The organism is Kribbella jiaozuonensis, assembly GCF_005233875.1.
GTDB classification, from domain to species: Bacteria; Actinomycetota; Actinomycetes; order Propionibacteriales; family Kribbellaceae; genus Kribbella; species Kribbella jiaozuonensis.
Genome location: NZ_SZPZ01000004.1, coordinates 453,992 through 479,849, shown reverse-complemented (window position 1 = coordinate 479,849; position 25,858 = coordinate 453,992). Strand labels below are relative to the sequence as shown.

The following is a 25,858-nucleotide window of genomic DNA, read 5'->3' as shown; positions in this document are numbered from 1 at the left end:
GCAGAGGAACGGGATGGTGGTCTGCTGTGGCCGGGACGTGGGAGTTTGTTGTCTGCGACGCGCTCGTGAAGGTGCACGCGGTGCGGGACCCACGTCCCGTGGGCGAGGGGACGAGGTTCCAGGCGTTCCTCGGCGAGCCGGCGTCGTTCCAGCTTGCGTACCGGCCGCCGCTCGAGCCGACGTTCCGCGACCCCAGCCCGCTCCAGGTGCGGGTCGAAGGTACGGCGGCTGACCTGGTCGCGGTGTCGTGCGTGGAGCTCGTGCCCTGCTCGTTCGTCGCTCTCCCCGGACACGACGACGGCTACGAGTTCGACGAGCCCGGCCTGTATCCGGACCTGCTCCGCCCGATCCCGAACGGCGAGGTTCCGGTCCGGTTCGGCGCCTGGGGTGCGTTGTGGTTCGACGTCACCACGACCGATCCGGCGCGGACCGGCGTACATGAACTCACGATCGTGATGAGCTCGTCCGACGGCCGCGAGCTGCATCGCGCGTCGGTCAGTGTCGAGCTCACCCCGATCGAGCTGCCGCCGCTCGACATCGTGTCGAGCCATTGGATGCACCTCGACGCGCTCGCGGATCACTACGGCCTCGAGGTGTTCAGCGAAGAGCATTGGAACGTCGTCGAGCGGTTCATGGCATCCGCGGCAGAGATGGGCGCGACGTCGCTGCTCGCGCCGGTGTGGACGCCGCCGCTCGACACCGCGGTCGGTTCGTACCGGACCGTGGTGCAGCTCGTCGACATCACGGAGACCGGCGACGGGTACGAGTTCGGCTTCGACCGGCTGCGACGCTGGCTCGAGCTCTGCCGGCGTACGGGGATCACCGGCGTCGAGGTCGCACATCTCTTCACCCAATGGGGAGCAAAGGCCACACCGGGCATCATCGTGAACCGGGAGCGCGCCTTCGGCTGGGACGTTCCCGCGACCGACGGTCGGTACCGGACGCTGATGGAAGCGCTGCTGCCGGCGCTGCAGGCCGTGCTTGACGAGGAGTGGGACCGCGACCACGTCGTCTTCCACATCTCGGACGAGCCGTCGGGCGAAGACGGGCTCGCGACGTACCTCGCCGCGAAGGCCGTCGTCGCCGATCTGCTGAAGGGCTGGACGGTCGTGGACGCCCTGAGCGAGCACTCGTTCTACACCTCTGGGGCCGTCGCGGTGCCCGTCGTCGCGACCGACCATGTCGAGCCGTTCCTCGCCGAGCGGCCGGAGCGCCTGTGGGTCTACTACTGCGTCTCGCAGGATCGCGACGTCGCCAACCGGTTCATCGGGATGCCCTCGGCGCGCAACCGTGCGCTCGGACACCAGCTGTTCGCGTCCGGTGTGGACGGCTTCCTGCACTGGGGATTCAACTTCTGGTACACCTGGCACGCGATCCGGCGGGTCGACCCGTTCGCGGACACCTCGGCCGGCGGCGCCTTCCCGTCCGGTGACGCTTTCGCGGTCTACCCAGGCCCGGACGGTACGCCGTGGCCGTCGATCCGCCACCGCGTCTTCGCGCAGGCGATGTGGGACCACCGCGCGCTGCAGGCGATCCGCGCGGCCCACGGCGGTACGGCGGCGCTGGACGTGATCGACCCCGATCGCACGCTGCGGTTCGACCGCCCGGTGCTCGACCCGGAGCACTACTACGAATCCCGCCGCCGGATGACCACCGCATTGACCACGACTGCAGGTTAACCAAATGTGACGAGTTGATGCCTTACTGTGACACCCAGGGCATCAACTCAACGGGGGTCACAAGGAGGCAGTCGTGGAATCACCCAGTCCTGCGGCTCGGATCGGTGCGGAATTTCTCGGGACATTCTGGCTGGTGTTCGGCGGCTGCGGTGCCGCCGTGCTGGCCGGTGTCGTGCTCAACCCGGACAAGGTTTCTGTCGGTATCGGCTATCTCGGCGTGGCGTTGGCCTTCGGCCTGACCGTGCTGACCATGGCGTACGCCGTCGGCCATGTCTCCGGCGGTCATTTCAACCCGGCGGTGACGATCGGCCTCGCGGTCGCGAAGCGGATCGAGTGGAAATGGGTGCCGACGTACATCGTCACCCAGATTGTCGCGGCCAGCGCGGCCGGCGCCATTCTGCTGGCCGTTGCCAGTGGCAAGGATGGTTTCAGTGCGCACGACAGCGGATTCGCGAGCAACGGCTACGGTGACCGTTCGCCGGGTGGTTACTCGCTGCTGGCCTGCGCGATTGTCGAGATCGTCCTGACGGCTTTCTTCCTGTACGTGATCCTCGGCGCCACCGACGACCGGGCGCCGAAGGGATTCGCCCCGATCGCGATCGGACTCTCGCTGACGCTGATCCACCTGGTCGGCATCCCGGTGACGAACACGTCGGTCAACCCGGCGCGCTCGCTCGGCGTCGCATGGTTCGCGGGCGGCGACGCACTCTCCCAGGTCTGGCTGTTCATCGTCGCGCCGATCGTCGGCGCGGCAATCGCGGGCGTCAGCTACGCCGGGATCACCGCGGCCCGCGGACTCAAGATCGACGAGGGCGTCGCCAACAACCCGTAACGGCGCCGACCACCTGCTCCGCGCCTCGATGAAGGGGCGGAGCAGGTGGGACTCTGTGTCGGTGAGTCCTCAGACGACGGCTGCAGACTGGGCCGCGCAGCAGGTGGCGGCAGTCCGCGACGACCCGTCCGGCCGGCTCGCCCTGATGCAGCGCTGCTACTACGGCCCGTACGGCAAGGCACCGCAGCATCTGCCCTACCGACGAGCCGCGGCGGCCGCGATGCGGTGGGAGTTGAGTCGCGGTGTGCTGCAGCCGCCGACCAGCGACCAGCCCGGCAGTCCGTGGTGGCGTGCGGTCAACGAGCGGGTACTCCGGGACGGATGCGAGGCCGTCGCGCTGAGCGGGGACCTGCCCGGAACGCCTTCGTCGCGGACGGTCGGCTTCTGGTTGTCGTTCGCGGAGTACCCGACCGCTCGGGCCTGGTGGCGGGCGCACAACGGCAGCGTGATCGCGGGGTACGTCGAACATCGCCAGCTGGCTGAGGCGGAGACGGCCGCCGAGCGCTTTTTCATGAACGTCGTACTCTGCCGCGTCCTCTACGCGCACGCCCTCGTCGCGGCACCTCGGCTCGCACTGGGCTGGCTTCGCCCGCTCGCTCCACTCCTCGGCGACCCGAGGCTCGGGATGACCGGGATCTTCTTCCAGCTGTCCCGCGTGCTGCCGGACGAATACCCCCTTCGGGACGACGTGCGCTTCTACCTCGGTGAAGAGCTGGGACTTGGCCGGCTCCTCGACTACGGCGTGATCGTCCCGCGCCTGCAACAGCTCTACGAATGGTCCGCGCACGAGCTGGCGGAACCGGGTCTCCTCGACTGCATCACCGACGGCGCCTTGACCTATGCGTGGGCGCTCGACGACCGCGAGGTCTGGCGGCCGCCGGCGTCCGTCGTACTCCGACTCGCTCATCGGCTACTGCCGGTCAGACCACATCCGGGCACAGGCTCGGGCGGCCGACGGTTACCTCGACCCGGCGGTTGAGCGACCGGCCGTCCGCGGTCAGGTTCGATCGCATCGGCCTGGTCGGGCCGAGGGTCTGGACGGTGATGACGAACTGCCCGCGCGGCCGGGAGGCGGCCGGGATCCGCGCGACCTGGCGCTGCATCTCGTCGGCGAGCGCCTTGGTGACGGCTTCCGCACGCCGCTGCCCGAGAGCGCCGAACCGGGCCGGCTCACCGAGTTCGTCCTCGTGCCCGACGATCGTGACGTTCAGGCAGTCGAGATTCCCCATCGGCCCGTCGCGGAGCAGATCCTTCGCGAGCTGCACGATCACCCGCCGGTGCGCGGCGGTGAGGGAGGCGCCGCCGAAGGCGAACCGGGTCAGCAGCCGCGCGCCCGCCGGCGGCGGGACCGGATCGAAGAAGTCGCCCTCGTCCTCGAACTCGCGGTCCGCACCCCAGGACCGGCCGTGCACGACCCGGATCCGCAGTCGCGGCGTGGGCGCCTCGTACTCGAACTCGTCCTCGTACTCAGCTTCGTACTCGAGGTCGTGTGATCTGGCCATCGCCGGACCCCTCTCCGCCGTTCCGATCTGGCCTCACCGTAGGGCGGCCGCCGCGCCCGGGGGAGCCGCGTACCGGGGCGACACTCGATCGGGGTAGCGAGAACATGCGGCTCGCCAGAGGTTGGCAAGCGCTTGCCGACTTGGCATAGGGTGAGTAGGAGTTGAACAGCTGCCGAGTATCGAGGAGTACGGGTGACTTCCACGCACGCTGTCAGGTTCGCCGCCGTTGGGCTCGACCACGCGCACATCTTCGGTCAGGTCGCAGGCCTGATCCGGGCCGGCGCGGAGTTCGTCGGGATGGCGACCGACGATCCGTCCGCCGCGATCGCGACCCGGCTCCGCGAGCAGTACCCGGACGTTCCGGTGGCCGAGAGTCCGGAGGAGCTGCTCGGGCGGGACGGGATCGACCTGATCGTGACCGCCGCCGTACCGGATCGACGGGCATCGATCGCCATCACCGCGTTGCGGGCCGGCAAGGACGTCGTGACCGACAAGCCCGGCTGCGTGAGTCTCGAGGAGCTGGAGGAGATCAAGAAGGCGGTCGACCAGAGCGGGCGGTTCTGGTCGGTGACGTTCTCCGAGCGGTTCGAGGTGCCCAGCGTGATGAAGGCGGGCGAGCTGGTCCGCGAGGGCAAGATCGGGACCGTCGTACAGACCATCGGCATCGGCCCGCACCGGATCGGCGACCGCGGCCACCTCGGCGGCGGCGCCGGTCGGCCGGACTGGTTCTACGACAAGAGCCGGTACGGCGGAATCCTGACCGATATCGCCTCGCACCAGATCGACCAGTTCCTCTGGTTCACCGGCGCGCGGACGGCCGAGGTCGTCGCGAGCACGGTCGGGAACTTCGCCAACCCGGACGAGCCGGGCCTGCAGGACTTCGGCGAGATCCTGCTCCGCAGCGAGAACGCCCAGGGCTACATCAGGGTCGACTGGTACACGCCGGACGGTCTGGGGACCTGGGGCGACGGTCGCCTGATGATCCTCGGCACCGACGGCTACATCGAGCTCCGCAAGTACGTCGACATCGCGGGCCGCGACGGCGGCGATCACCTGTTCCTGGTCAACCAGGAGGGTACGCAGTACATCGACTGCTCGAAGGTCCAGACGACGTACTACGCCGACCTCGTGCGCGACGTGCAGGAGCGGACCACCTCGGCCGCGCCGCAGGAGCACACGTTCGAGACCATGCGCCTGGCCCTGAAGGCCCAGCAGCAGGCAACTCTCCGAGGCGCGGCGAAGTAGCTCTAGGTCTGCTTCGCCGGGGTCAGTGCGCCCTGGGCCCGCAGGCTCAAGTAGCAGAGGCCGGCGAGCGGGACCGGTGCCCAGAACTGGAGGAGTCGCCAGGAGAGTACGGCGAGCAGCGCGGCCTGCCCGTCGACGCCGAAGCCGATGAGTGACGAGACCGCGATGCCCTCGACGACGCCGATGCCGCCGGGGGTGAGCGGTACGACGGCGGCCAGGTTCGCGGCGCAGTACGCGATCAGCACCGCGATCGGGTGGACCCGCTCACCGTAGGCGGCGAGGAAGGTCCAGAGGACGGCGGCGTCGAGGAGCCAGTTCAGCGTTGCCCAGCTGAGGAACGCCTTGCGTACTTCGGGATCCGCGACGACATCGCGCAGCCGGCGCGCGACGGTCGAGATCCACGGTCGGACCCGCTGGGGGAGCCGGCCGAGGATCGCCCGCAGCAGCCGGGCGGCGAGGTGTTCGATGCTGGAAGCCCCGCGGTCGGCGAGGAAGGCGCAGACCAGCACGCCCAACCCGACCAGGAACATGATCAGGTACGCCGTGCTTGCCTCGCGCAGGAACACCGCCGGGATCGACGTCAGCCAGGCAAGCAGGACCAGCGCGAGCGGGGAACCGATCGCCTCCGCGGTGACGGTCGCCGTCACGTTCGTGGGCTGCGCACCGCCCATGACGAGCAGCCGGAAGCGCAGCGCTGTCGCCGTCGCGGCGCCGCCGGGTACGACGTGGCTGACGCCGTACCCGGTGAGGTCGGATCGCAGGATCCAGAAGAACGGGAGGTGGTCCTTGCCGAGGAGGGCGCGGCTGAAGAGCGAGTAGCAGACCAGGCTGGACGCTTCGAGCACGACCGCGAGGACCAGCCAGGCCGGGTTGAGCTCCGACACGCGGTGCAGCGACTCTCGCGCCAGGGCGAGCTTCGGGAGTACGACGTACTCGACGACGGCGAACAGGATGACCAACGACACCGCGGACCACAACCGGCGGTACCAGGCCGGCCGGGTCCGGGTCTTGTCCTTCGACGGCACGGTCCCAGTGTGCCGGTGCCCTCACCGGCGCAGTTCACAGCACCCGGACTTCAGGTGACGGTGATGATCGTTCTGCCGCGTTCGGTGAAGGCCTCGGGGGCTTCGGCGAGTGGGCGGACGGTGGTGACGACGGGGACCAGCCGGCCCTCGCGAAGCCGGGCGGCGAGTTGGTTGAGTTGTTCGCGGTTGGGCTCGACGACGAAGAAGATCGCGCGGCCGCCTGTGGGGTGGACGGTCGGCGGATCGGGGATGGTGACGAGCGTGCCGCCGGCGCGTACCAACGCCGTGGAGCGATCGCGGATCTCACCGCCGATCACGTCGAAGACGACGTCGACCTCGCCGGCGTCCTCCAAGCGCTCGCTGTCCAGGTCGAGGAACTCGTGCACGCCCACCTGGGCGGCTGCGGCGCGGTCGGCGGCTCGACCCGTGCCGATGATGTGGGCGCCGGTCTCGCGAGCCAGTTGCGCGACGATGGAACCGACGGCGCCGGCGACTCCGTGGACGAGGATGGATTGGCCCGCCTGCAGATGCGCGTGGTCGAACAGGCCCTGCCAAGCCGTCAGCCCGGAGATCGGTAGCGCGGCTGCCGCGATGTCGTCGACATCGGTCGGCAGCGGGGCCAGGTTGCGAGCCTCGACAGCGACGTACTCGGCGAGGGTGCCGTTGCGGGTCCAGTCCGCCAGCCCGAAGACCCGTTGGCCGACCGTGATCCCGGTCGTGCCGTAGCCGAGCTCGGCGACCACGCCCGACAGTTCGTGGCCGGGGATCGTCGGCGTGCGGTCGCGTCCGGCGCGGTCGGTCCACGTCCCCGGCCAGTCCAGCTCGCCGCGTGTGAAGCCGGCTGCGTGCACCTGCACGATGACGTCGTTCTCGGAGGCGTGCGGGTACGGCAGCTCGGTCAGCGACAGTCCGCCGACTCCGGCCGCGCGGTCCCCGGCTGTGATGGCACGCATGGATGGTCCTCTCCGGTGTGGTCGGTGGCCCACGTTCATCATGTCGGATTGGACCAACGATGGGGGCCTTTTCCGCCATACCGTCGAAGCATGATCACTACGTCTGACCTCGCGATTCCGGCCACGGCTGCCTCGTCGGCGGCGTTGGAGGTGGCCTCGAGCTACCTGACCCCCGCCTTGCTGAGCCACTCGCGACGCGTTTACCTCTGGGCGGCTGCTTTCGGCGAGCAGGAAGGCATTCAGTACGACGCTGAGCTGTTGTTCGCCGCCGCGATGTTCCACGACATCGCGCTCGCACCGGAGTTCGACAGCCACACCGTTTCGTTCGAGGAGGCCGGCGGCCATGTCGCGCGCGTCTTCGCCGCCGGAGCCGGCTGGCCGGGTGAGCGCCGCGAACGCCTCGGCGAGGTGATCGTCCGGCACATGGTGCCCGACACGGATGTGACCGTCGATCCCGAAGGTCATCTGATCTCGCGGGCGGCCGCGCTGGACATCGTGGGTAAGGACGTCGACGCCTTGAGTAGCGCGTTCCGCGCCGAAGTACTCCGGGACTTCCCGAGGCTCGGGCTCACCGACGAGTTCCTCGCCTGCTTCCAGGCCCAGGCCGACCGCAAGACCAACAGCTCCGCCGCGCGCGCGATCCGGTCCGGTCTGGCCGATCGGATCACCGTGAACCCACTCGACATCCAGTAGTTGGAGGACTCAATGGAACTCGGTCTCGCGCTGCCCACTGCCGGGCCGCAGACCTCGCCCGAGACGATCGTCAAGGTCGCGAAGGAGGCGGAACGCCTTGGCTACAACGCCTTGTGGACGTTCGAACGCCTGCTTCGGCCACTCGACAAGGTCGTGCTGTGGACGGGTGGTGAGCCCCAAATGCTGCCGGAGTTCTACGGCTCGACGTACGAACCGCTCGAGACGCTGAGCTACGTCGCCGCCGTGACCGAGCGGATCAAGCTGGGTACGGCGATCATGGTCGCGCCGCTGCATGTGCCGGTGATGCTGGCCCGCCGGTTCGCCACGCTGGACAGGATCAGCGGCGGGCGGGTCATCGCCGGTCTGGGGCAGGGCTGGCAGGAGAACGAATTCGAGACCGCGAACGTGTCGAGCAATCGCAGAGGCGCCCGTACGGAAGAAGTCATCATGGCGATGCGCGCCGCGTGGGGACCGGATCCGGTCGAGCACGAAGGCGAGTTCTACCGGATCGCGCCGTCGCAGGTGAACCCGAAGCCGATCCAGGCGCGCATCCCGGTACTGCTGGCTGCGAATGCGCCGGCTGCCGTCAAGCGCGCCGGGCGGATCGCGGACGGCCTGATCCCGATCACCTCGTCGGCGCAGGAACTGCGCGGCATCGTGTCCACGCTCCATGCCGCCGCGCGGGAAGCGGGTCGTGATCCCGGGGACCTCATGGTCGTCAATCAAGCGCCCTGGCCGACCCCGATCACCCGCGACCCGATCGGCGACGGCCGCCCGTTCCTCGGCGGATCCCCGAAGCAGATCGCCGAGGACCTGCTCGCCGCCCGCGAGGCCGGTGCGACTCAGGTCTATCTCGCCGGCGGCCAGGGCCTCGGCCTCGACGAAGGCTTGCAGGCTTCCGACGTAGACGAATGGCTCGAGCTCCTCGGCGAAGTCATCGAGGCGGCTCGGCAGGTTGGGGCGGTTACGCCTTGAGTTCGGGCTTGGGCAGGAGGAAGTAGCCCAGGAGCATCCCGAGGAGGCAGGGGAGGCCGTGGTTGTCGCTGACGGCGGTGTCGACCACGGCCAGGACGGGGACGGCGTACGCCGCGATGCGCAGCTGTAGCGGCGGCGTAACGCCGTACCTGCTGGGAGCCATCAGGATCAGGATGGCCAGGCCGCCGATCAGGCCGGCCACGCACATCGAGTTGCCGGCGCCGACCGGGTTGAGCCACAGGTAGCTCATCAGCTGCCCGAACCAGCCGCAGACGAAGTACAGGATCGCCCACCGCCAGCGACCGAACGCGCGCTCGGCGATCGTGCCGAACACCGCGAGCAGGATCAGGTTCGAGACCAGGCCGGAAGCCCAGCCGTCCTGGAAGAACATGCCCGTGAGCAGGCGGTACCACTGGCCGTTGTCGATGTGCGTCGGGTCACGGACGACGGCGTCGTACAGCGGCCGATGCGCCAGTTGCGCGATCCCGCACCCCAGTGTCACGAGGAACACGGCCGCCGTCAGGAGGGGCCTGCGTGGTCCGAAAGCGAGCGCTGCGAGCGGGTTACGAGCCGCGGTATCAGTGGTCACACCGGAAACTTAACGTTTCGGGGCCGCCGTACCTGAGTCGTTTGTCACCCTGTGCTCGGTCATTTGTCACGACGAGGCCCTTGGTCCACCGGTTACCGTGTTTGGGTCGCGGGTACGGGGGTCAGGGTGTTTGTTGCGAAGCGGTACAGATTGGGTTCCTCTCTCGGCCGAGGCGGCATGGGAGAGGTTTTTCGCGGTACGGATGAGCAGCTGCGGCGCGAGGTCGCCGTCAAGTTGCTGCTGCGGTCCGACCGCGATCCACGCGCCGCCGAACGGTTCCACCGCGAGGCGCGTGCTGCCGCGCGCCTGAACGACGCCCATGTCGTCGCTGTGTACGACTTCGGTCAGCACGACGACGGGTTCTTCCTGGTGATGGAGCTGGTCGAGGGCGGATCGGTCGCCGACGAGCTCGAGGAGCACGGTCCGCTGCCGAAGGACCGCGCGATCGAGATCATCGAGCAGAGCGCGGCCGGTCTGGCCGCCGCGCATCGCGAAGACGTCGTCCACCGGGACGTGAAGCCGAGCAACCTGCTGATCTCGACCGACGGGACGATCAAGGTCGCCGACTTCGGCATCGCCCACCTTCCGGGAGAAGGTGCGAGCACGCTGACCGGGACGGGCCAGATCATCGGTAGCGCGCAGTACCTCGCGCCCGAGCGAGCGCAGGGTGGGCAGGCCGGCAAACCGGCCGATGTCTACGCGCTGGGTTGTGTGCTCTACCAACTGGTCACCGGTCGCCCGCCGTTCACGGGCGAACATCCGACCTCGATCCTGTACCAGCACGTCGACGCCGATCCGGCTCCGCCGAGCCTCGAACGGCCCGAGCTCGCCGGCGCGTTCGAGGCAGTTCTACTGCAGATGCTCGCCAAGGATCCGGCCGACCGTCCGACCGCGGCCGAGATCGAGGCCGGCGCCCTGAGTGCCAGTACGCCGGTAGCGGCCACCGCCCCGATCCCCGCCACTGCCGCCGTACCGCTCGCTGTCACCGAGCCCGTGAACACCCGCCCGGCGACGACACAGGCCCAGCGGGATCGACGGATGACGTGGATAGCGGCCGGGATCGCCCTCCTCGCGACGGCCGGCGCCGTACTGGCCGTGGTCCTGCTCAACAACAACGGGACGACGCCGCCCCCGACGACCGACGTCGGTCCACAACCGGGCGCGACCAGCAGTACGCCGACGTCGCAGCCGACCACATCGTCGTCCACGACTGCCCCGAGCCAATCCGCTTCGAGTCAGCCGACCAAGTCCGCGCCGACTCCATCTACCTCTCTATCACCGACCCCCACACCGAGCGCGACCCCGACCACCACGCCCTCGACCAGCCCGACACCTTCCCAATCGCCGCCGTCGAGCACGCCGACGCCGAGCGCTCCCAGCCGGAGTACGCCGTCAACCTCGTCCTCGCCGACGCCGTCCAACACCCCGTCGAGCGCACCGCCGTCGAACACTCCTTCGCCAAGCGCCGCCGGCTTGTGAGCTAGAGGCGTACGACGTACTTCCCGGCACCTCGGCCTTCGGCCAGGGCTTGTTGCGCGTCGGCTGCCGCTGCGAGTCCGTCGATCGTGGTGAATTCGAGCGTGAGCTGTCCGTCGGCGACGAGCTCGAGTACCTCGCGCAACGCGTTGCCGATGATCTCGGGTGCACGGATCGACATGGCGCTCATGCTGAACCCGCCGATCGATGCATTGCCCGCGAATAGCCGTCCGGGTGGCAGGTTCTCCAGCGGTGCGCCGCCCGCGTTCCCGAAGAGGACGACTCGACCACCCGCGGCGAGCATGTCGAGGTCGGACTCCACCTGCTCTGTGCCCTGGGAATCGAGGATCACGTCGACACCGCGGCCCCCGGTGAGGTCGCGGACGCGCTCGGCCAGATCAGCCCCGCGGGTGAGTACGACGTCGTACCCACCCTTCTCCGCCGCGGCCACGCGCGTGGGACTGCCGACGATTCCGATCAGCGTCTTCGCGCCGCCGCGTCGGGCCCAGGCCGCGACCGCCTGCCCGACGCCACCCGCTGCGGACTGCATGAGGAGCGTGTCGCCGGCGCGCAGCCGCCCGGACTGCTGGACCAGTAGCGCCGCGGTCGTAAAGGTGCCGGGGGCAACGGCTGCCTGCTCGAACGACACACCGTCGGGGATCGGCACCGCCAGCTCGGCGCGGACCCGGACGACGTCGGCCAGCCCGCCCGACCGGGTGAACGCGGCAACCGGCGTACCGACGGCTGGTCCCGCGACGCCGGCGCCGAGCTCTCGCACCGTGCCGGCTGCCTCCAGGCCCGGGACGAACGGCCAGGAGCTCGCGTACGCCGGATCGCCGCGACGTGCCATCACGTCGATGAAGTTGATCCCGGCGGCCTTCACGTCGATGGTCAGCTCACCCGGTCCGGGCAGCGGTGTGTCGATCTCGGTGACGCGGGTGGAGCTGGTGTCGGGGGCCGGCTGTTCGAAGGTCAGGGCATACATGCTGCGATCCTCTCAATGTTCGTCAGACATCGAACATCTTTGCACGCTGCCGGCCGAGCAAGTTCTCGCTACCCTCGGAAGGTGGGGCAGCGGGTCGGGTACTGCGTAGCGCCGGATGCGGTGCGGCTGGCGTATGCGGTCCATGGGAGCGGGCCGCCGATCGTCAGAGTCATCACCTGGATGAGCCATCTGGAGTTCGACTGGGAGAGCCCGGTCTGGCGGCACTGGCTCGATGCGCTCGGGGACGGTCACACCCTCATCCGGTACGACGAACGCGGCTGCGGGCTCTCGGATCATGAGGTCGACGAGATCTCGCTCGAGGCCTGGGTCGCGGACCTCGAGACCGTGGTCGAGGCCTCGGGTGTCGACCGGTTCGCGCTGCTCGGGATCTCGACCGGAGTGGCCGTCGCGGTCGCGTACGCGGCGCGTCATCCCGAGCGGCTCACCCATCTCGTCCTGTACGGCGGCTACGCCCGCGGCCGGAACCTTCGCGGCGCGGAGGAACGTAGACTGCAGGACGCGCTGGTCGCCGCGATCGCCGCCGGCTGGACCAACCCCGACCCCACGTTCCGGCACCTGTTCAGCATGCTGTTCCTCCCGGCCGGCACGCCCGAGCAGATGGGCTGGTACGACGACCTGCAGCGTCACACGACCTCGGCGGCGACCGCGGTCCGCCTGTACAACGCGCGCGGTCCGCTCAACGTGGTCGACCTCGCGGCGCAGGTGAAGACGAAGACGCTCGTCGTACACGCAGCCGGCGACCGAGTCGTGCCGCTGGACGAGGGGCGGTTGCTCGCCACCTTGATACCCGATGCGCAGCTCGTCCAGCTGGACTCGGCGAACCACATCCTGCTGTCGGACGAACCCGCGTGGACCAAGTTCGTCTCCGAGCTGCGCGCCTTCCTGGACACGAAGAACGTGACCGCCCGGCCCGGAATCGAGGAGCTCAGCCGGCGGGAGCTGGACGTCCTCGAGCTCGTCTCGGCCGGACTGACGAACGAGGCGATCGCCGAGCGGCTGAGCCTCAGCGTCCGCACGGTGGAGCGTCACCTGACGAACACGTACGCCAAGCTGAACGTCTCCGGCAAGGCGGGACGCGCGGCTGCGGCGGCCAGATACTCCGAGGCGCGGCGTTCCTGATCGCTGCGTGTTGACCGCCAGAAAGCCTGCTCTGCAATGCGTGCTGGCTCCGATGCCGGCAACTCCTCCTGCCGCCTACCTTCACGAAATAGGCACAGTTCTCAGGAGGCATGCGATGGAGCACATGGTCATTTCGGACAAGCCGGTTCTCGCGGAGCCGACAGCGACGTACGACGTACGCGGCGGGGGAGGTGTCCGCCTGCACGCCGGGGAGTGGGGTAACCGCGCAGGCCGCCCAGTTCTGTTCATTCACGGCTGGTCGGCCAGCCACGTCTGCTGGGGGCGCCAGCTCGGCGGGCGGCTCGCCGACGACTTTCGGCTGGTGGCGTTCGACAATCGCGGGCACGGCATGTCGGAGAAGCCGTTGGGCGCGGACAGCTATCGCGACCCGCAGTTGTGGGCCGACGACCTGGCCGCCGTCATCGATCAATTGGGCCTCGACCGGCCGGTGCTGGTCGCCTGGTCGTACGGCGGGTTCATCGTCTCCGACTACATCCGTGCGTACGGCGAGGATCGGATCGGCGCCATCAACCTGGTCGGGGCCGCGGTGATGATGAAGCCGCCGACGTTCGACAACATCGGACCGGGCTTCCTCGGGAACGCGCCGCAGGCCAGCCAGCCCGATCTCGCCACGAACATCGCCGCCATCCGGCACTTCCTCGACGTCTGCACCGCCGAGCCGCTCGATCCCGACGACTGGACCGCGGCCCTGGCCTGGAACATGGTCGTTCCGCCCGAGGTCCGAGGCGCGTTGATCTCCCGCGAGATCGACAGCGACGACGTCCTGACGAGGCTGTCGGTCCCGGTGCTGGTGACCCACGGCCGCTCGGACACCATCGTGCTGCCCTCGATGGCCGAACACGTCCTCGACGTCTGCAAGACCGCCAGGCCGTCCTGGTACGACGGCATCGGCCATGTCCCGTTCGTCGAGGCGCAACCCCGCTTCGACCGCGAGCTCGCCGATCTCGCCGCGGAGCTCGTCTAGAACAGTTATCGCACTAATGGTTAGTGGTGATGCGCTAGCCTGGTCGGAACGACGTTCTGATGGAGGTCTCGTTGAAAGACTTCGGCGATATCGATCCGCTGGAGCTGGAGAACCAGGTGTGCTTCGCGCTGGCCGTGGCCTCGCGCACGGTGATCGCGGTGTACCGGCCGCTGCTCGAGCCGATGGGGCTGACGCACCCGCAGTACCTGGTGATGCTGGCGTTGTGGCAGCACGCTCCGCTGTCGGTCAAGGAGCTCAGCAAGCTGCTGCAGTTGGAGCCTGCGACCTTGTCCCCGCTGCTCAAGCGGCTGGAGGCGAGCGGGTACGTCGAGCGACCGCGCGCACGCACCGACGAGCGGTCGCTCGCGGTCACGCTGACGCCGGCGGGCTGGCGGCTGCGCAACGAGGCCGAGAAGATCCCCGCGGCGATCGTCAGCCGGCTGGGCATGGAGGTGTCCGAGCTCCAGCATCTCCACCAGGAGTTGACCAAGGTGATCGCGGCCGCGAAAGAGGCCAACGCCACATAGTTTGTGCACTAATCGTTCGTGTACGATGGTAGACGTGAAGCGCCGCAGAACACCGAAACCCATGAAGATCGAGACCGTTCAGCGTTGGGTCGCCTCGGTCATCCTGTTCCACGTCGGCAGCGTCCCCGCGATCACACTGGCCGTCTACAGCATCGGTGTCGCCGAGAAGGAGTACGGACGAGGCGTCGGCCTGTGGCTGATGTCCGGCGTGATCGGAGTCCTCACCGCGGCCGGCATCCTCGCCATCTTCCAGCGCTCGCTGAAATCCCTCTGGCTGATCGTCGGCCTCCTGCCGACCGTCGTCACCGGCTTCTATATCCTCTGAGGCTGATGGCCGGCGCACCGTTCTCCCGCGACGCGATCAGCGCAGCCTTGGGCGTGCCGCTGAGCGACGTCCGCGTGCTCGACACCTTCGCTGCTTCGGCGGCCGAGGTCGCCCGGGTGGGGGTGCGTAGGTCGGACGGCTCCTCGTCGACCGTCATCGCGAAGCATGCGACAGGTGACGGGCTTGCGGCCGCTCGGCGCGAGATCCGGTTCTACGAGCAGCTTGCGCCGCGCTGGGATCACCCGGCGCCGCGCCTGCTCGGTGCTACGGACGACGGCGACTCGATCCTCCTGCTGACCGAGGACCTGGACGCCTCGGGCTATCACGTCGTCGGCGCGGACGTGTCCGAAGCCCAGCTGCACGGCGCGATCGACGTACTGGCCGCTTTCCATCGTGAGTTCTGGAACGAGGTCCCGACTGTCGAGCTCGAGCCGTCGGTGACCAGTACGGCGCAGGCCTGGCCACGTGAGGTGATCACCCGGAGCGCGGCGGCCGTCCGCGCGGAAGCGAAGCTGTTCTTCGATGCAGAGCCCGAACTCGGGGATCGCTCGACCCTCATCGAGATCGTCGACGGTTGGGAGAACCAGTTCCGTCGGAGGGTCGGCGACGGCCGCGCGCTCACCCTGATCCACGGCGACTTCCACTTCCTCGGCAACGTGTTCTTCACCGGAGCCGACCCGCGGCCCAAGGTGATCGACTGGTCCGAACTCAAGCCTGGCCTAGGCCCCCACGACCTCGCCTACAGCCTGGCCGTGATCCCCGCAGCCGATCGCCTCCCCCTGCTCCGCCGCTACTGGGAAGCCCTGGCAGTCGACGACTACAGCTGGGACCTGTGCGAGTGGGACTTCCGCTTCTCGGTCCTCAGCAACCTCTTCCAGTCGATCTTCCAGCACAGCACCCACTGGTACCGCGTCTCCCTCGCCGCCATCGACTCGGTCAACGCCCGCTCAACCTTGACCACCCACTCCTTTGATCAACTGTAGGAAGGCGGGATCGTTGCGGATCGGGTCGAGATCGGGGTCGGTTGTTGCGGTGGTGCGGAACTCCTCCGACATCGTGACAGCCTGGCGGAGATGGGCGAGCGCGTCGTCGGTGCGGCCGCTCTGACTCTCGCAGCAGGCGAGGTTGAAGAACAGCATCGGGTACTGCGGGGATTCCTCGACCACGGTACGGAGCCGGTCGGCGACCTCGTCGTACCTGCCTGCTTCGTAGAGCGGGAAGAGCGGTGCCCAGAGCTCCCAGCCGCGGGCGTCGTAGGCCTGGCCCGGTGTGCCTTCCAGCGCGATGATCGTCGTACCTGCCTGCTTGGCGGTGGCCTTGCGCTTGGTCCGGGGAGGCGCGAAGACGAGGGTTCCGGTCGGTGCGTCAACCTGGTCGCCGTCGATCTCGAACTCGGCGTGGCCCTGCAGGACGAGGAAAAGCTCCTGGTCAGCGGTCGGATCGCCCTCGTCGTGCTCGTTGATGACCGGGTCGCCCGCGGCATGACCGGTCCAGGCGGTCACACCGAACGCCGAGACGCCCAGCTGGTGCCGGATCGGCCGGTAGTGACAGCCGGCGTCGTCGAATTCTTCGATCGCGTCCAGATGAGTCACGCGGTAGGCAGCCATGGGTTCGTCCGTCCCTTCGTGAGCTACGGATGCGGCCAGCGTAGGAGCTATTGCGGACGTTCTGCGTCCGTTTGAGCTCGGGCTCTGGAACGAGTCCGGTTGATGGGGTGTCCTGGGAGGTGGGGATTCGGGACGAGCCGTGGAGTTGAGCGTGGTCACGAACGAGATTGTCGTGGGGGCGGATGCCGCGTGGCGGCGGGCCGGGGCGGTCGACTGGGCGCTGCAGGAGGCGGTGCTGCGGCGGATGCCGCTGCGGGCGGTGCATCTCGTGGACGAGAGACGGCGGCATGCGGATGTGGCGCCGGTGACGATCGACGGGCAGGTGATCATCCCGGACCCGGTCCCTGGGGTCGACCAGCGGGTCCTCGACGAGCTCTCGTCGTACGTCGCGGCGGCCGATCCCGAGCTGGATCTGGGGACCGACGTGCTTGTGGGCACTCCGAGTCGGCGCCTGGCCGAGCTGAGTGGAGAGGTTGAGCTGACGGTGGTCGGCCGGCGCGGCGCGGGCAAGTTCGCACGGTTGTTGATCGGGACGACGTCGGAATATGTCGCGTACCACGGTGAGGGGCCTGTTGTTGTCGTTCCGGCCGGGTGGCAAGCACGCGCGCAGGCTCCGATTGTCGTGGGCGTGGACGCACACGAGCAGAACGACGCCGCGCTGGACTTCGCGTTCGAGATGGCGGAGCTGCACCACGCGCCGTTGCGGATGGTCCATGCCGGCGAAACGATGGACGGTCTCGTCGACGAGAGGCAGGCCAAGCACCCCGACGTCCACGTGGAACGGAGACTGGTCGAAGGGCACCCCGTCGAGGCCCTGCTCGACGCCGCCGAGTCGCCCGCCGCCCAGCTCCTCGTGATCGGCGGCCACCACCACCGAGCGCGCACGTTGATGCTCGGCTCCGTCGCGCGCGGCGTACTCCACCACGCAACCACCCCGGTCGCAGTCGTCCACGAACGCAGCTGATCGCGATGGTCCAATCGAGTACGCCGTACCTCGTGGTCGAAGCCGGATCGCACGAGGGGCACCGGATCGACCTCACCGGTGCGCGCCTGACGGTCGGCCGGCTGCCGGACTGCGACGTGCAGTTCGAGGACCCGTACCTGAGCCGCACGCACGCGGCTTTGTGGCAGCGGGCCGGTGCGGACTACGTCGAGGATCTCGGCTCGGCCGGCGGCACCTTCGTGAACGGGGAAGCCGTCACGATGCCGCGCCGGCTGTACCCGGGGGACCGGGTCAGGCTGGCCGACCTGCAACTTCGCTACAGCGCAGGCGAGGCAGCGCCGACCGCGGTCCGGTACGACATCGGCGATCAGCGGGCACAAACGATCAACAACGTCGGGCGGGACCAGTACGTCCAGCACGTCATCCAGCAGCGGGAGAACTTCTTCCGCGAGATCGCCGCGACCAGGACGAAGGCCCGCGGGCTGATCTGGGTCGGGGTGCTGGTGTTCGTGGTCGGACTCGGCATCGCCGTCGTCGGTTGGTACAAGTACTTCGGTCAGATCATGAACTTCTCGTCCGCCTCGATGCCCACCATGGACGACTTCAGCGGCTTCCTGGTCTTCGCGGTGGGCGGTCTGGTGAACCTGGTCGGCGTACTGCTGATCATCGCCGGGATCGTCCTACACATCGTCGCCACCGCACGCCGCCGCCGGGTCGATCGGGACCTACCGCCACCCCAGCAGATGAGATGAATCGCGATGACCTTCAACATCGGTAACCAGAACGCCGGCAACATCAACAACGTCGGCCGCGATCAGCACATCACCGGCGGGCAGACCGGCATGGTGGTCACGCCGGAGCAGGCCTGGCAGGCGTACGCCGAACTGCGGGCCGGCGTCCGGGCGACCCGGCTCGACCCGGCAACGTCCGTTGCGGCGGAGAAGGAACTTGGCGACGTCGAGTCCGGGCTGCGTCAGCTGGAGCCGGACCGCGCCCGGATCGCACCACGGCTCGAGCGTCTGACCCGCATCCTCCTCGCTGCGGGCTCACTGGCCTCGGCCGGCTCGGCGCTCGTCGCGCCGATCCGCATCCTCGCGCAGTTCCTCGGAGCCCTCGGGGCGCCGATCCTCGGTCTTCTGCCGATCCTGGCCTGAGCACTACAAGACTGTTGCAGCCAGGCATGTCTGCCTTGACATCGAAGGTGCGCGTGCTGCTATGGAACCATGAGCGACACTCAGGCCGAGGGTGAGAAGAAGCGGGGCTGGCGGCCCTCACCCAAACAGATCGGCGCCGCCGTCGTCATGGTGCTGGCAGTGGTCTTCGCCCTGCAGAACCAGGACGAAACCAACATCACCCTGTTCTTCTGGAACATCAGGTCGCCTTTGTGGCTCACCATGCTCATCCTGCTGATCCTCGGCGTCGGCGCCGGCTGGCTGGTCCAGAAGCGTCGCGACTGACCTGTCAGGCCTTGGTCAGGCCTTGGTCAGGGCGTCGGTCAGTGCATTGATAGCGGACAGCCCGGCAGCGGTGGCAGGGCTGAGGTTGTGGCGGTCGGCGATGCTCTCGGGGGAGTAGTAGCTGACCCGGGTCACTCCCGCGTCGTCCCAGATCAGGACCTTCAGCGGAAGGTCCAGACCGGCCAGCGGTGCGGCCGCCATCACCGGAGTACCGGCCGCCGGGTTACCGAAGATGATCAGCACGGTGTCGCGGAGTGACAGTCCGGCGGTCTGAGCTGCGGCCGCCTGATCGATGATCGCGAACACCATCACGCCCTTGGCATCGAGAAGCCCCCGGAATCGCGCCGCCACCTCAGCCACGGAGCCTGCGGCCGTCTTCGTCACCGCGCCGTCCGGCGATATCTCAGTCGTCGTCATATTCGTATTCTTCCTCGCCCGGGCTGAGGTAACGTCCGAGCTATGTCCACCGAACATCCCAGGTATGGGTTACTGGGGCGGCACGCAGAGTGCCGGCAGGTGGATCAGCTGCTGAACAACCTGCGATCCGGTCAGAGTCAGGTCCTGGTCGTGCGCGGCGAGCCCGGCATCGGAAAGTCGGCGTTGCTCGGGTACGCGCTCCGCACCGCGTCGGGTTTCCGGCTGGCCCGAGCGGCGGGCGTGGAGTACGAGACCGAGCTCGCCTATGCGGGTCTGCATCAGCTCTGTGCGCCCATGCTTCCGTTGAAGGCGCGACTGCCCGAGCCGCAACGGGATGCACTCGACGCGGCCTTCGGGCTGAGCGCGCACGGACCGGCGGACCGCTTCGTCGTCGGGCTCGCCGTACTCGCTCTCCTCGCGGAGGCCGCGGAAGAACAGCCGCTGCTGTGCGTGATCGACGACGCTCAGTGGCTGGACACGGAATCGCTGGTGACGATCGCGTTCGTTGCGCGCCGGTTGCTGGCCGAGTCGGTCGGGCTGGTCTTCGCCGTACGTCAGCCGAGTCAGGTGCGGGAGCTGGCCGGGCTTCCCGAGCTGGTGCTCGGCGGACTCAGGCACAACGACGCCCGCGCGCTCCTGGACGCGGCCTGGCCCGGACGCCTCGACGAGCAGGTCCGGGATCGGGTCATCGCGAGTCTCGCGGCAATCCGCTCGCGATCCTCGAGCTTCCTCGGGTCCTGAACCCGGCAGAGCTTGCCGGCGGCTATCAACTCGCGGACGCGGCGCCGCTGGCGACGCAGATCGAGCAGAGCTTCCTGCGACAGTTCGAGGCCCTTCCGGCCGACACCCGACAGCTCGTGCTGACGGCGGCGGCCGAGCCGATGGGAGACGTCGCACTGCTGTGGCGGTCGGCGACTCTCCTGGGCCTCGGATCCGATGCCGCCGCGGCTGCGCAGCAGGAGGGACTGATCGATCTTCGCGCCCACGTCCGGTTCCGTCATCCGTTGGTGCGCTCAGCGATCTACCGGTCCGCGTCCGCAACGGACCGGCTTGCTGTGCACAATGCGCTGGCCAGCGCGATCGACGCCGTACTCGAACCCGATCGGCACGCCTGGCATCGCGGCCAGGCGACGTTGTGGCCGGACGAGTCCGTGGCCGATCAGCTGGAGCAGTCCGCCGTACGGGCCGAGGCTCGGGGCGGCATAGCCGCTGCTGCTGCGTTTCTCGAGCGAGCTGCCGAGCTGACCCCGGACCCGCGCCGTCGTGGCCGGCGAACTCTTGCGGCCGCGCGGGCGAAGTTCGAGTCGGGCGCGCTCGACGCCGCGACCGCGCTGCTGGCTTTGGCAGCGGGTTGCCCGATGGACGATCTCGGTCGCGCGATGGTCGCTCGACTCCAGGCGCAGATCGTGTTCGTGCTCAATCGTGGCGCCAGTGCGCCGGCCCCGTTGCTCGCCGCGGCCGACCTGCTCGCTCCGCTTGACGTCGAGACGGCGCGCGACACCTACCTGGAGGCGCTCGGCGCTACGATCTACGCCGGTCGCCTGCATGGCCCGGTCGGCTCGCGTGAAGTAGCCGTTGCTGCGCGGACCGCTCTGTCGGCCGGGACCGACTTACGTCCGACTGATCTTCTTCTCGATGGGCTGGCGACCCGGTTCACGGACGGCTATGTGGCCGGCGTCGCGCCGCTGCGGCAGGCCCTGGATGCCTTCGCCGGCGCCGACGAGAACGTCGTACTGCGGTGGTTCTGGCTGCCCTGGCTGGTTGCGGGCGATCTGTGGGACGACCGGAAATGGCACGACCTGGCCTCGCAGGCGGTCCGGTTGTGCCGGGAGTCCGGTGCGCTCTCGCTGCTACCGCTCGCACTCGGTTACCGCGCCGTCGTCCATCTGCACAGCGGCGAGTTCGCGGCGGCGTCGGCGCTGATGGAGGAGGGCAACGCGATCTCCACGGCGACGGGTGGCGCGGCCGTGAACTACCCGCCGATGTTGCTGGCCGCATGGCGCGGCGTTGCTCCGCTGGAGTTTGCCGACCGGTTCCGTGCCGATGTCGAGGACACGACCGAGCGCGGCGAGGCCCGATGGATCGGTGGCATGGGCTACGTGAGCGCCATCCTGCACAACGCTCTCGGGCGGTACGACGTCGCGCTGTCGGCGGCCCGGAAGGCCTGTGAGTTCGACGACCTGGGCCTCTACGGCTTCGCCCAGGTCGAACTGGTCGAAGCGGCCTGGCGAAGCGGCGCACAGGAGGAGGCTGCCGCTGCCCTGCGACAGGTCCGGGAACGAACCGCCGCCGCCGGCACGAACTGGGCGCTCGGCGTGCAGGCCTGGTCGCGCGCACTCCTGAGCGACGACCCCGAAGCCCTCTACCGGGAGGCGATCGAGCGCCTCGAGCAGACACGCATCACCGTCCACCTAGGCCGCGCACGGCTCTTGTACGGCGAATGGTTGCGCCGCGACGCCCGACGCAAGGACGCCCGCGTGCAACTCCAGGCCGCACACGACCTGTTCACCCAGATCGGAGCCGAGGCGTACGCCGAACGCGCCCGCCGCGAGGTGCTCGCCGCCGGCGGCTCGGCCCGCAGCCGCACCGAGCACAGCCGCCTACTCACCAGCCAGGAATCCCAGATCGCCCGGCTCGCCCGGGACGGCCTCTCCAACCCCGAGATCGGAGCCGAGCTCTACATCAGCCGGCACACCGTCGACTGGCACCTGCGGAAGATCTACCTGAAGCTCGACATCACCTCCCGCAAACAACTGGGCCACCTGCCCCTGAGCCGCCTCGAATCCGCCTAGTCCTGGACCGTGATCGTGATCGGCTCCTGACCGGTCAGATCGAGGTCGAGGATGTGATTGCCGTACCGGACACTGTGCTGGCCGGACTGCGCTGGGTGGATGGTGGCGTGGGCGAGGCGGCCGTCTGTCCAGGTGATGTCGACGGTGAGGCCGGCGCGCGCCCGGAGGCCGTGGACGGAGCCGTTCGGCCAGCTGGTCGGGAGGGCCGGGAGTAGCTCGAGTTCGGTGGGGTCGGATTGGACCAGGAGCTCGGCCACCGCGGCGGTGCCGCCTGCGTTGCCGTCGAACGAGTAGATGTTCTGGGCGGCTCCGGCGACGCCGCCGACCGAGTAGCTCAGCAGGTTGGCCTCGCTGGCGTCGGCCACCAGGCTGATGAGGTGGACGAGCGCCTGGTCGCCTTGCAGGAGGCGGGCGTAGAACAGGGCGAAGTTGGCCTCGACCCATTCGGTCTGCTCCCAGCCGTCCGCGCTCTGCCGTCGCTCGATCGTGACCTCGGCGGCGCGGGCGAGCTCCGGAGTACTGCGCGGCGTGATCTGGCGTTCGGGGTACAGCGCGCAGAGGTGGGAGGTGTGTCGATGGGCCGGGTCGGCCTCCTCGAAGTCGTGCAGCCACTCCTGCAGCTGACCGTGGCGGCCGACGCGGTACGGCGTCATCCGCGTGAGAGCCGCCGTGATCCGCTGCTGCAGCTCGGCGTCTACACCCAGTACCTCCGCGGCGGCACTGCAGTCGCGCAGGATCGCAGTGGCGAAGACCGTGTCCACAGTGTTGCCCATGGCAACGGAGCAGCGGGATCCGTCGGGGGCGACGTACCAGTTCTCGGGTGATTCGGAGGGGCCGCCGACGAGGTTGCCGGTGGCCGGGTCCTCGGTCAGGTACGCGAGCTGGAAGAGCGCGGCGTCCCGCAGGACGGGATAGGCGACGTCACGCAGGAAGGCAAGGTCTCCGCCGTACTCGTAGTGTTCCCAGAGGTGGGTGGCGAGCCACGCGCCGCCGGTGACGTTGAGGCCCCAGCCCAGCGCGGTGCCCGGTGCGGAGTAGCCCCAGGCGTCGGTGACCGTGTGCGCGACCCAGCCGGGGGTGTCGTACATCTGCGTCGCAGTCGAACGGCCGCTGGCACCGAGTCGCTCGAGGAAGCTGAAGAGGGGAGTGTGGCACTCGGCGAGGTTGGTGGATTCGGCGGCCCAGTAGTTCTGCTGGGTGTTGATGTCGAGGTGGAAGTCGTTGCTCCACGAGGCGCTGCTCGCCAGACCGTCGTTCCACAATCCCTGCAGTGCCAGCGGAAGCGGCGAGTCGGCGCGCGACCCGGCCACGGTGAGGTAGCGGCCGTACTGGAAGTACAGCGCCAGCAGCCCGTCGTCCCGCTCTCCCGAAGCCAGCCCTTCCCGCCGCCGATCCGTCGGTACGTCGTCCCGCTCGCCGCCCAGGTCCAGCGACACCCGCCGCATCAGACCCGAGTGGTCGTCCACATGCGCGGCGCGGACCTCGTCGTACCCAGCCTCGACCGCCGCAACCAACAGCTCCGACACCTGCCGCACGGGATCGGCGCTGTCCCAGTCGGTGCCAACGGCAACGAACAGTACGGCGGAGTCCGCGCCGACGACCTCACACCTGCCCTCGGTGAGCGTCGTCGTCCCGCCGCTCGCCTCGACGTGCCCGCGGACCTCGACCAGAGCTCCCGTCGAGCCGTCGCTGTGCAACGACTCGACGGCCTTGCCGCTGAACGCGATCCCGGTCCCGGTCGTCCCCGGGAAGACCGATCCGTCGAGCCGCGCCGTGAAGCTGATCGCTCCGGGCCGGCTCGCCGTCAGCTGTACGGCGATGATGCCGTGCGGATGCGACGCGAGGACCTCCCGGGTGAAGCGGACCTCGTCGGCCTCGTAGCTGACCGATGCCAGCCCCGTGTCGAGGTCGAGCGCTCGCCGGTAGTTGGTCACCGACCCGTGGTCGAAGGTCAGGGACAAGTAGGGAAGCGGCAGGTTCGTGCCGAAGGAGGCCCGGGTGCCCAGCAGGTGCTCGCCTGCCAGCTGCTGGGCCTGGGCGTACTCACCCGCGAAGAGCAACTTCCGGACGTTCGGCAGTTGCTCCCGGGCGGTCGGACTCAGGTCGGCGGTCCACGGCGACGGTCCGCCGGACCACACCGTCGACTCGGACAGGTCGATCCGCTCGGCCGGTGCCCCGCCGTACACCATGCCGCCGAGGCGGCCGTTGCCGACGGGCAGCGCCTCGAACCAGCGCTCGCCGGGCCGGTCGTACCAGAGGGTGCCGGCGGGGACGACCTGGGAACGCGGTCCGGCCGCGGGTGATGCGATCAGCATGGGTTGTCTACTTGCCTTCCGCGAGCATCGTGCGGCTCTGGTCCTGCATCTTCGGGAAGATGCTTTCATCTGCCTTGTTGGTGAAGTATGCCTCGAACTGCGGCGTCATCGCGTTGGTCAGGGCAGCGCCGTTGTTGTAGACCGGGCACGGGACGAGCTCGCCACTGGCGAGGTAGTTGTTGAACACCGAGAAGTCCGTACCCTTCGCGGTCTGCTGGTCGGTGAGCGCCTTCATCGAGGCCGCGATCGACGGGAAGAAGGACGCGTTGTACTTCGACGCGGTGGTCTGGCACTCCTCGCTCTCCTGGTACGAGACCCATTTCCAGGTCTGGTCCGGGTGCTTCGAGCCGGCCCAGAGGTTGTTGCCGTTGGCATTGGTCATCAGCGCCCGCTTGCCGTCGGCGCCGGCCGGCAGTGGCGCCGTACCGACCTTGGTGCCCTTCAGCCCGGCGTACGTCGCGGCCTCCCAGGTGCCGCCGACGACCATCGCGACCTTCCCGGACCCGACCTGCTGGCTGTTCGCGGTGGTGAACTGGTTGAGCTTCGGCGTGAAGCCGTCGTTGGCGAGCGTGCGGACGAGCTTGACCGACTGCACGACCTTCGGGTCGTTGTAGTTGAAGACCGTCGCCCACTGCGACTTGTCGGGGATGTTGATGCCGTCGTTCGGCAGCAGCCAGCCCCACGCGTTCTGGCCGAACGGGTCGCCGGTGGACTCCAGGTTGCCGAGGCCGTAGGTCTTGACGGTCGCCGGGTTGAAGCCCGGCTGGTCACCACGCTTGCCGGCGGCATCGACAGTCAGATGCTTGATCATCTTCCAGAACGTGCCGCCGTCCCCGGAGGTCCAGTTGAGGGCGGCAACGTCCTTGTCGGTGTAGCCGGCCTTCGCGAGCAGGTCCTTGTTGTAGTACAGGGCTCCGGTGGCCCAGTCCATCGGCAGCGCGTACTGCTTGCCGTCCTTGTACTTCCAGCCCTCGGTCCCGATCGCGTACTTCCCGAGGTCGACGTTGTCCTTCTTGAGGTAGTCGTCGAGCGCGAGCAGTTGCCCCTGCCCGGCGTACGACTGGAGGAACGTCACGCTGTTCATGAACGCGTCCGGCGCGTCGCCGGAGACGAAGCCGGAGGTCAGCTTGGTGAAGTAGTCGCTGACGTTGTAGTTGGTGATCTTCACCTTGATGTCCGGGTTGGCCTTCTCGAACGCCGGGACGCATTGCTGGTAGGCGATCGCCTGGTCGGGCGACCAGGTCCACCAGTTGACGGTGGTGCTGCCGCTCGCGTCGCCGGAGTCCCCGCCGTTCGAGCAGCCGGCGACGGCGGTGAGTACGGCGGCGGTGAGCGTGATGACCTTGGTGAGGCGTGAGGTTTTCACCGTTTCCCCTTTCGGAAGGTGATGAGGCCG

General features: G+C 68.6%; 27 protein-coding genes. 18 read left to right on the top strand and 9 right to left on the bottom strand.

All coding sequences use genetic code 11. The features are described 5' to 3' along the window. Positions 1 to 26 precede the first annotated feature (26 nt). From FDA38_RS28410 to FDA38_RS28400, 3 genes are all read left to right on the top strand, one after another. Positions 27 to 1,679 (top strand): DUF4091 domain-containing protein, encoded by a 1,653-nt coding sequence (locus FDA38_RS28410; protein ID WP_137257197.1) that lies wholly within the window; start codon positions 27 to 29, stop codon positions 1,677 to 1,679. A gap of 73 nt (positions 1,680 to 1,752) precedes the next feature. Beyond that, positions 1,753 to 2,511, top strand: a complete 759-nt coding sequence (gene aqpZ / locus FDA38_RS28405; RefSeq protein ID WP_137257196.1) for an aquaporin Z — start codon at positions 1,753 to 1,755, stop codon at positions 2,509 to 2,511. A 61-nt stretch (positions 2,512 to 2,572) separates the two neighbouring features. Beyond that, complete coding sequence (locus FDA38_RS28400) at positions 2,573 to 3,490, top strand: hypothetical protein (RefSeq protein ID WP_233714972.1); 918 nt, start codon at positions 2,573 to 2,575, stop codon at positions 3,488 to 3,490. Here the strand turns inward: FDA38_RS28400 and FDA38_RS28395 are convergent. Continuing rightward, positions 3,432 to 4,013 carry an OmpA family protein gene (locus FDA38_RS28395; RefSeq protein WP_137257194.1) on the bottom strand — a complete coding sequence of 194 codons (582 nt, stop codon included), beginning with the start codon at positions 4,011 to 4,013 and terminating at the stop codon, positions 3,432 to 3,434. The two genes, FDA38_RS28400 and FDA38_RS28395, sit on opposite strands and share 59 nt — an antisense overlap. 192 nt (positions 4,014 to 4,205) lie before the next feature. Between FDA38_RS28395 and FDA38_RS28390 the strand changes: the two genes are divergently transcribed. Next, positions 4,206 to 5,258 carry a Gfo/Idh/MocA family protein gene (locus tag FDA38_RS28390; protein ID WP_137257193.1) on the top strand — a complete coding sequence of 351 codons (1,053 nt, stop codon included), beginning with the start codon at positions 4,206 to 4,208 and terminating at the stop codon, positions 5,256 to 5,258. 2 nt (positions 5,259 to 5,260) lie between these two features. On the opposite strand, the gene FDA38_RS28385 is transcribed toward FDA38_RS28390, so the two are convergent. After that, positions 5,261 to 6,283 carry a lysylphosphatidylglycerol synthase transmembrane domain-containing protein gene (locus FDA38_RS28385; RefSeq protein WP_137257192.1) on the bottom strand — a complete coding sequence of 341 codons (1,023 nt, stop codon included), beginning with the start codon at positions 6,281 to 6,283 and terminating at the stop codon, positions 5,261 to 5,263. Between the two features lie 50 nt (positions 6,284 to 6,333). Then, a complete protein-coding gene (locus FDA38_RS28380) occupies positions 6,334 to 7,236 on the bottom strand; it encodes an NADP-dependent oxidoreductase (protein ID WP_137257191.1) in 903 nt (300 codons plus the stop codon). A 90-nt stretch (positions 7,237 to 7,326) separates the two neighbouring features. On the opposite strand from FDA38_RS28380, the gene FDA38_RS28375 reads away from it, so the two are divergent. Then, positions 7,327 to 7,929 (top strand): HD domain-containing protein, encoded by a 603-nt coding sequence (locus tag FDA38_RS28375; RefSeq protein WP_202877872.1) that lies wholly within the window; start codon positions 7,327 to 7,329, stop codon positions 7,927 to 7,929. 12 nt (positions 7,930 to 7,941) lie between these two features. Then, positions 7,942 to 8,904: a TIGR03619 family F420-dependent LLM class oxidoreductase gene (locus tag FDA38_RS28370; RefSeq protein WP_137257190.1), complete on the top strand. Its 963-nt coding sequence runs from the start codon at positions 7,942 to 7,944 to the stop codon at positions 8,902 to 8,904. Here the strand turns inward: FDA38_RS28370 and FDA38_RS28365 are convergent. Beyond that, positions 8,894 to 9,493, bottom strand: coding sequence for a rhomboid family intramembrane serine protease (locus tag FDA38_RS28365; protein ID WP_137257189.1), 600 nt, complete (start codon positions 9,491 to 9,493; stop codon positions 8,894 to 8,896). The genes FDA38_RS28370 and FDA38_RS28365 overlap by 11 nt on opposite strands. Positions 9,494 to 9,619: 126 nt before the next feature. Between FDA38_RS28365 and FDA38_RS28360 the strand changes: the two genes are divergently transcribed. After that, positions 9,620 to 10,972 carry a serine/threonine-protein kinase gene (locus FDA38_RS28360; RefSeq protein ID WP_137257188.1) on the top strand — a complete coding sequence of 451 codons (1,353 nt, stop codon included), beginning with the start codon at positions 9,620 to 9,622 and terminating at the stop codon, positions 10,970 to 10,972. A 1-nt stretch (position 10,973) separates the two neighbouring features. Here FDA38_RS28360 and FDA38_RS28355 read toward each other — a convergent pair whose 3' ends face one another. Beyond that, positions 10,974 to 11,954 (bottom strand): quinone oxidoreductase family protein, encoded by a 981-nt coding sequence (locus FDA38_RS28355; RefSeq protein WP_137257187.1) that lies wholly within the window; start codon positions 11,952 to 11,954, stop codon positions 10,974 to 10,976. 81 nt (positions 11,955 to 12,035) lie between these two features. On the opposite strand from FDA38_RS28355, the gene FDA38_RS28350 reads away from it, so the two are divergent. The 5 genes from FDA38_RS28350 to FDA38_RS28330 all read left to right on the top strand — a co-directional run bounded on the left by FDA38_RS28350 (position 12,036) and on the right by FDA38_RS28330 (position 15,914). Then, a complete protein-coding gene (locus FDA38_RS28350) occupies positions 12,036 to 13,094 on the top strand; it encodes an alpha/beta fold hydrolase (protein ID WP_137257186.1) in 1,059 nt (352 codons plus the stop codon). 115 nt (positions 13,095 to 13,209) lie between these two features. After that, the gene (locus tag FDA38_RS28345) at positions 13,210 to 14,079 is read left to right on the top strand and encodes an alpha/beta fold hydrolase (protein WP_202877871.1); all 870 of its coding nucleotides are present in this window, start codon (positions 13,210 to 13,212) and stop codon (positions 14,077 to 14,079) included. 59 nt (positions 14,080 to 14,138) lie between these two features. After that, complete coding sequence (locus tag FDA38_RS28340; RefSeq protein WP_137257185.1) at positions 14,139 to 14,606, top strand: MarR family winged helix-turn-helix transcriptional regulator; 468 nt, start codon at positions 14,139 to 14,141, stop codon at positions 14,604 to 14,606. 34 nt (positions 14,607 to 14,640) lie between these two features. After that, entirely contained in the window at positions 14,641 to 14,931 is a 291-nt protein-coding gene (locus FDA38_RS28335) for a hypothetical protein (protein ID WP_137257184.1), read from the top strand. Between the two features lie 5 nt (positions 14,932 to 14,936). Further along, positions 14,937 to 15,914, top strand: a complete 978-nt coding sequence (locus FDA38_RS28330; protein ID WP_137257183.1) for an aminoglycoside phosphotransferase family protein — start codon at positions 14,937 to 14,939, stop codon at positions 15,912 to 15,914. On the opposite strand, the gene FDA38_RS28325 is transcribed toward FDA38_RS28330, so the two are convergent. Continuing rightward, positions 15,879 to 16,538, bottom strand: coding sequence for a TPR end-of-group domain-containing protein (locus tag FDA38_RS28325; protein WP_137257182.1), 660 nt, complete (start codon positions 16,536 to 16,538; stop codon positions 15,879 to 15,881). The two genes, FDA38_RS28330 and FDA38_RS28325, sit on opposite strands and share 36 nt — an antisense overlap. Positions 16,539 to 16,689: 151 nt before the next feature. On the opposite strand from FDA38_RS28325, the gene FDA38_RS28320 reads away from it, so the two are divergent. The 4 genes from FDA38_RS28320 (at position 16,690) to FDA38_RS28305 (ending at position 18,938) form a co-directional block, all read left to right on the top strand. Beyond that, positions 16,690 to 17,502 (top strand): universal stress protein, encoded by an 813-nt coding sequence (locus FDA38_RS28320; RefSeq protein WP_137257181.1) that lies wholly within the window; start codon positions 16,690 to 16,692, stop codon positions 17,500 to 17,502. Between the two features lie 5 nt (positions 17,503 to 17,507). Further along, positions 17,508 to 18,233, top strand: a complete 726-nt coding sequence (locus FDA38_RS28315; protein WP_137257180.1) for an FHA domain-containing protein — start codon at positions 17,508 to 17,510, stop codon at positions 18,231 to 18,233. A 6-nt stretch (positions 18,234 to 18,239) separates the two neighbouring features. Further along, positions 18,240 to 18,635: a hypothetical protein gene (locus FDA38_RS28310; RefSeq protein ID WP_137257179.1), complete on the top strand. Its 396-nt coding sequence runs from the start codon at positions 18,240 to 18,242 to the stop codon at positions 18,633 to 18,635. Between the two features lie 69 nt (positions 18,636 to 18,704). Beyond that, entirely contained in the window at positions 18,705 to 18,938 is a 234-nt protein-coding gene (locus FDA38_RS28305) for a LapA family protein (RefSeq protein ID WP_137257178.1), read from the top strand. Positions 18,939 to 18,953: 15 nt separating this feature from the next. Here FDA38_RS28305 and FDA38_RS28300 read toward each other — a convergent pair whose 3' ends face one another. Beyond that, complete coding sequence (locus tag FDA38_RS28300; RefSeq protein WP_202877870.1) at positions 18,954 to 19,355, bottom strand: DUF302 domain-containing protein; 402 nt, start codon at positions 19,353 to 19,355, stop codon at positions 18,954 to 18,956. Between the two features lie 42 nt (positions 19,356 to 19,397). Between FDA38_RS28300 and FDA38_RS42725 the strand changes: the two genes are divergently transcribed. Together FDA38_RS42725 and FDA38_RS42720 are read left to right on the top strand one after the other, a co-directional pair. Further along, complete coding sequence (locus tag FDA38_RS42725) at positions 19,398 to 20,096, top strand: AAA family ATPase (protein ID WP_267901770.1); 699 nt, start codon at positions 19,398 to 19,400, stop codon at positions 20,094 to 20,096. 116 nt (positions 20,097 to 20,212) lie between these two features. Then, the gene (locus FDA38_RS42720; RefSeq protein WP_233714970.1) at positions 20,213 to 22,147 is read left to right on the top strand and encodes a helix-turn-helix domain-containing protein; all 1,935 of its coding nucleotides are present in this window, start codon (positions 20,213 to 20,215) and stop codon (positions 22,145 to 22,147) included. Here the strand turns inward: FDA38_RS42720 and FDA38_RS28290 are convergent. Both FDA38_RS28290 and FDA38_RS28285 read right to left on the bottom strand, forming a co-directional pair. Continuing rightward, on the bottom strand, positions 22,144 to 24,462 hold the full coding sequence (locus FDA38_RS28290; protein WP_137257176.1) for a glycoside hydrolase family 95 protein: 2,319 nt from the start codon (positions 24,460 to 24,462) through the stop codon (positions 22,144 to 22,146). The genes FDA38_RS42720 and FDA38_RS28290 overlap by 4 nt on opposite strands. 7 nt (positions 24,463 to 24,469) lie before the next feature. Then, the gene (locus FDA38_RS28285; protein WP_137257175.1) at positions 24,470 to 25,828 is read right to left on the bottom strand and encodes an ABC transporter substrate-binding protein; all 1,359 of its coding nucleotides are present in this window, start codon (positions 25,826 to 25,828) and stop codon (positions 24,470 to 24,472) included. Between the last annotated feature and the right edge of the window lie 30 nt (positions 25,829 to 25,858).

Bases quoted from the DNA above. Each gene is read 5' to 3' on its own strand.
- FDA38_RS28395 (WP_137257194.1), bottom strand. From the start codon at position 4,013: ATGGCCAGATCACACGACCTCGAGTACGAAGCTGAGTACGAGGACGAG.
- FDA38_RS28380 (WP_137257191.1), bottom strand. From the start codon at position 7,236: ATGCGTGCCATCACAGCCGGGGACCGCGCGGCCGGAGTCGGCGGACTG.
- FDA38_RS28375 (WP_202877872.1), top strand. From the start codon at position 7,327: ATGATCACTACGTCTGACCTCGCGATTCCGGCCACGGCTGCCTCGTCG.
- FDA38_RS28370 (WP_137257190.1), top strand. From the start codon at position 7,942: ATGGAACTCGGTCTCGCGCTGCCCACTGCCGGGCCGCAGACCTCGCCC.
- FDA38_RS28355 (WP_137257187.1), bottom strand. From the start codon at position 11,954: ATGTATGCCCTGACCTTCGAACAGCCGGCCCCCGACACCAGCTCCACC.
- FDA38_RS28345 (WP_202877871.1), top strand. From the start codon at position 13,210: ATGGAGCACATGGTCATTTCGGACAAGCCGGTTCTCGCGGAGCCGACA.
- FDA38_RS28340 (WP_137257185.1), top strand. From the start codon at position 14,139: ATGGAGGTCTCGTTGAAAGACTTCGGCGATATCGATCCGCTGGAGCTG.
- FDA38_RS28330 (WP_137257183.1), top strand. From the start codon at position 14,937: ATGGCCGGCGCACCGTTCTCCCGCGACGCGATCAGCGCAGCCTTGGGC.
- FDA38_RS28325 (WP_137257182.1), bottom strand. From the start codon at position 16,538: ATGGCTGCCTACCGCGTGACTCATCTGGACGCGATCGAAGAATTCGAC.
- FDA38_RS28315 (WP_137257180.1), top strand. From the start codon at position 17,508: ATGGTCCAATCGAGTACGCCGTACCTCGTGGTCGAAGCCGGATCGCAC.
- FDA38_RS28310 (WP_137257179.1), top strand. From the start codon at position 18,240: ATGACCTTCAACATCGGTAACCAGAACGCCGGCAACATCAACAACGTC.
- FDA38_RS28305 (WP_137257178.1), top strand. From the start codon at position 18,705: ATGAGCGACACTCAGGCCGAGGGTGAGAAGAAGCGGGGCTGGCGGCCC.
- FDA38_RS28300 (WP_202877870.1), bottom strand. From the start codon at position 19,355: ATGACGACGACTGAGATATCGCCGGACGGCGCGGTGACGAAGACGGCC.
- FDA38_RS42725 (WP_267901770.1), top strand. From the start codon at position 19,398: ATGTCCACCGAACATCCCAGGTATGGGTTACTGGGGCGGCACGCAGAG.
- FDA38_RS28290 (WP_137257176.1), bottom strand. From the start codon at position 24,462: ATGCTGATCGCATCACCCGCGGCCGGACCGCGTTCCCAGGTCGTCCCC.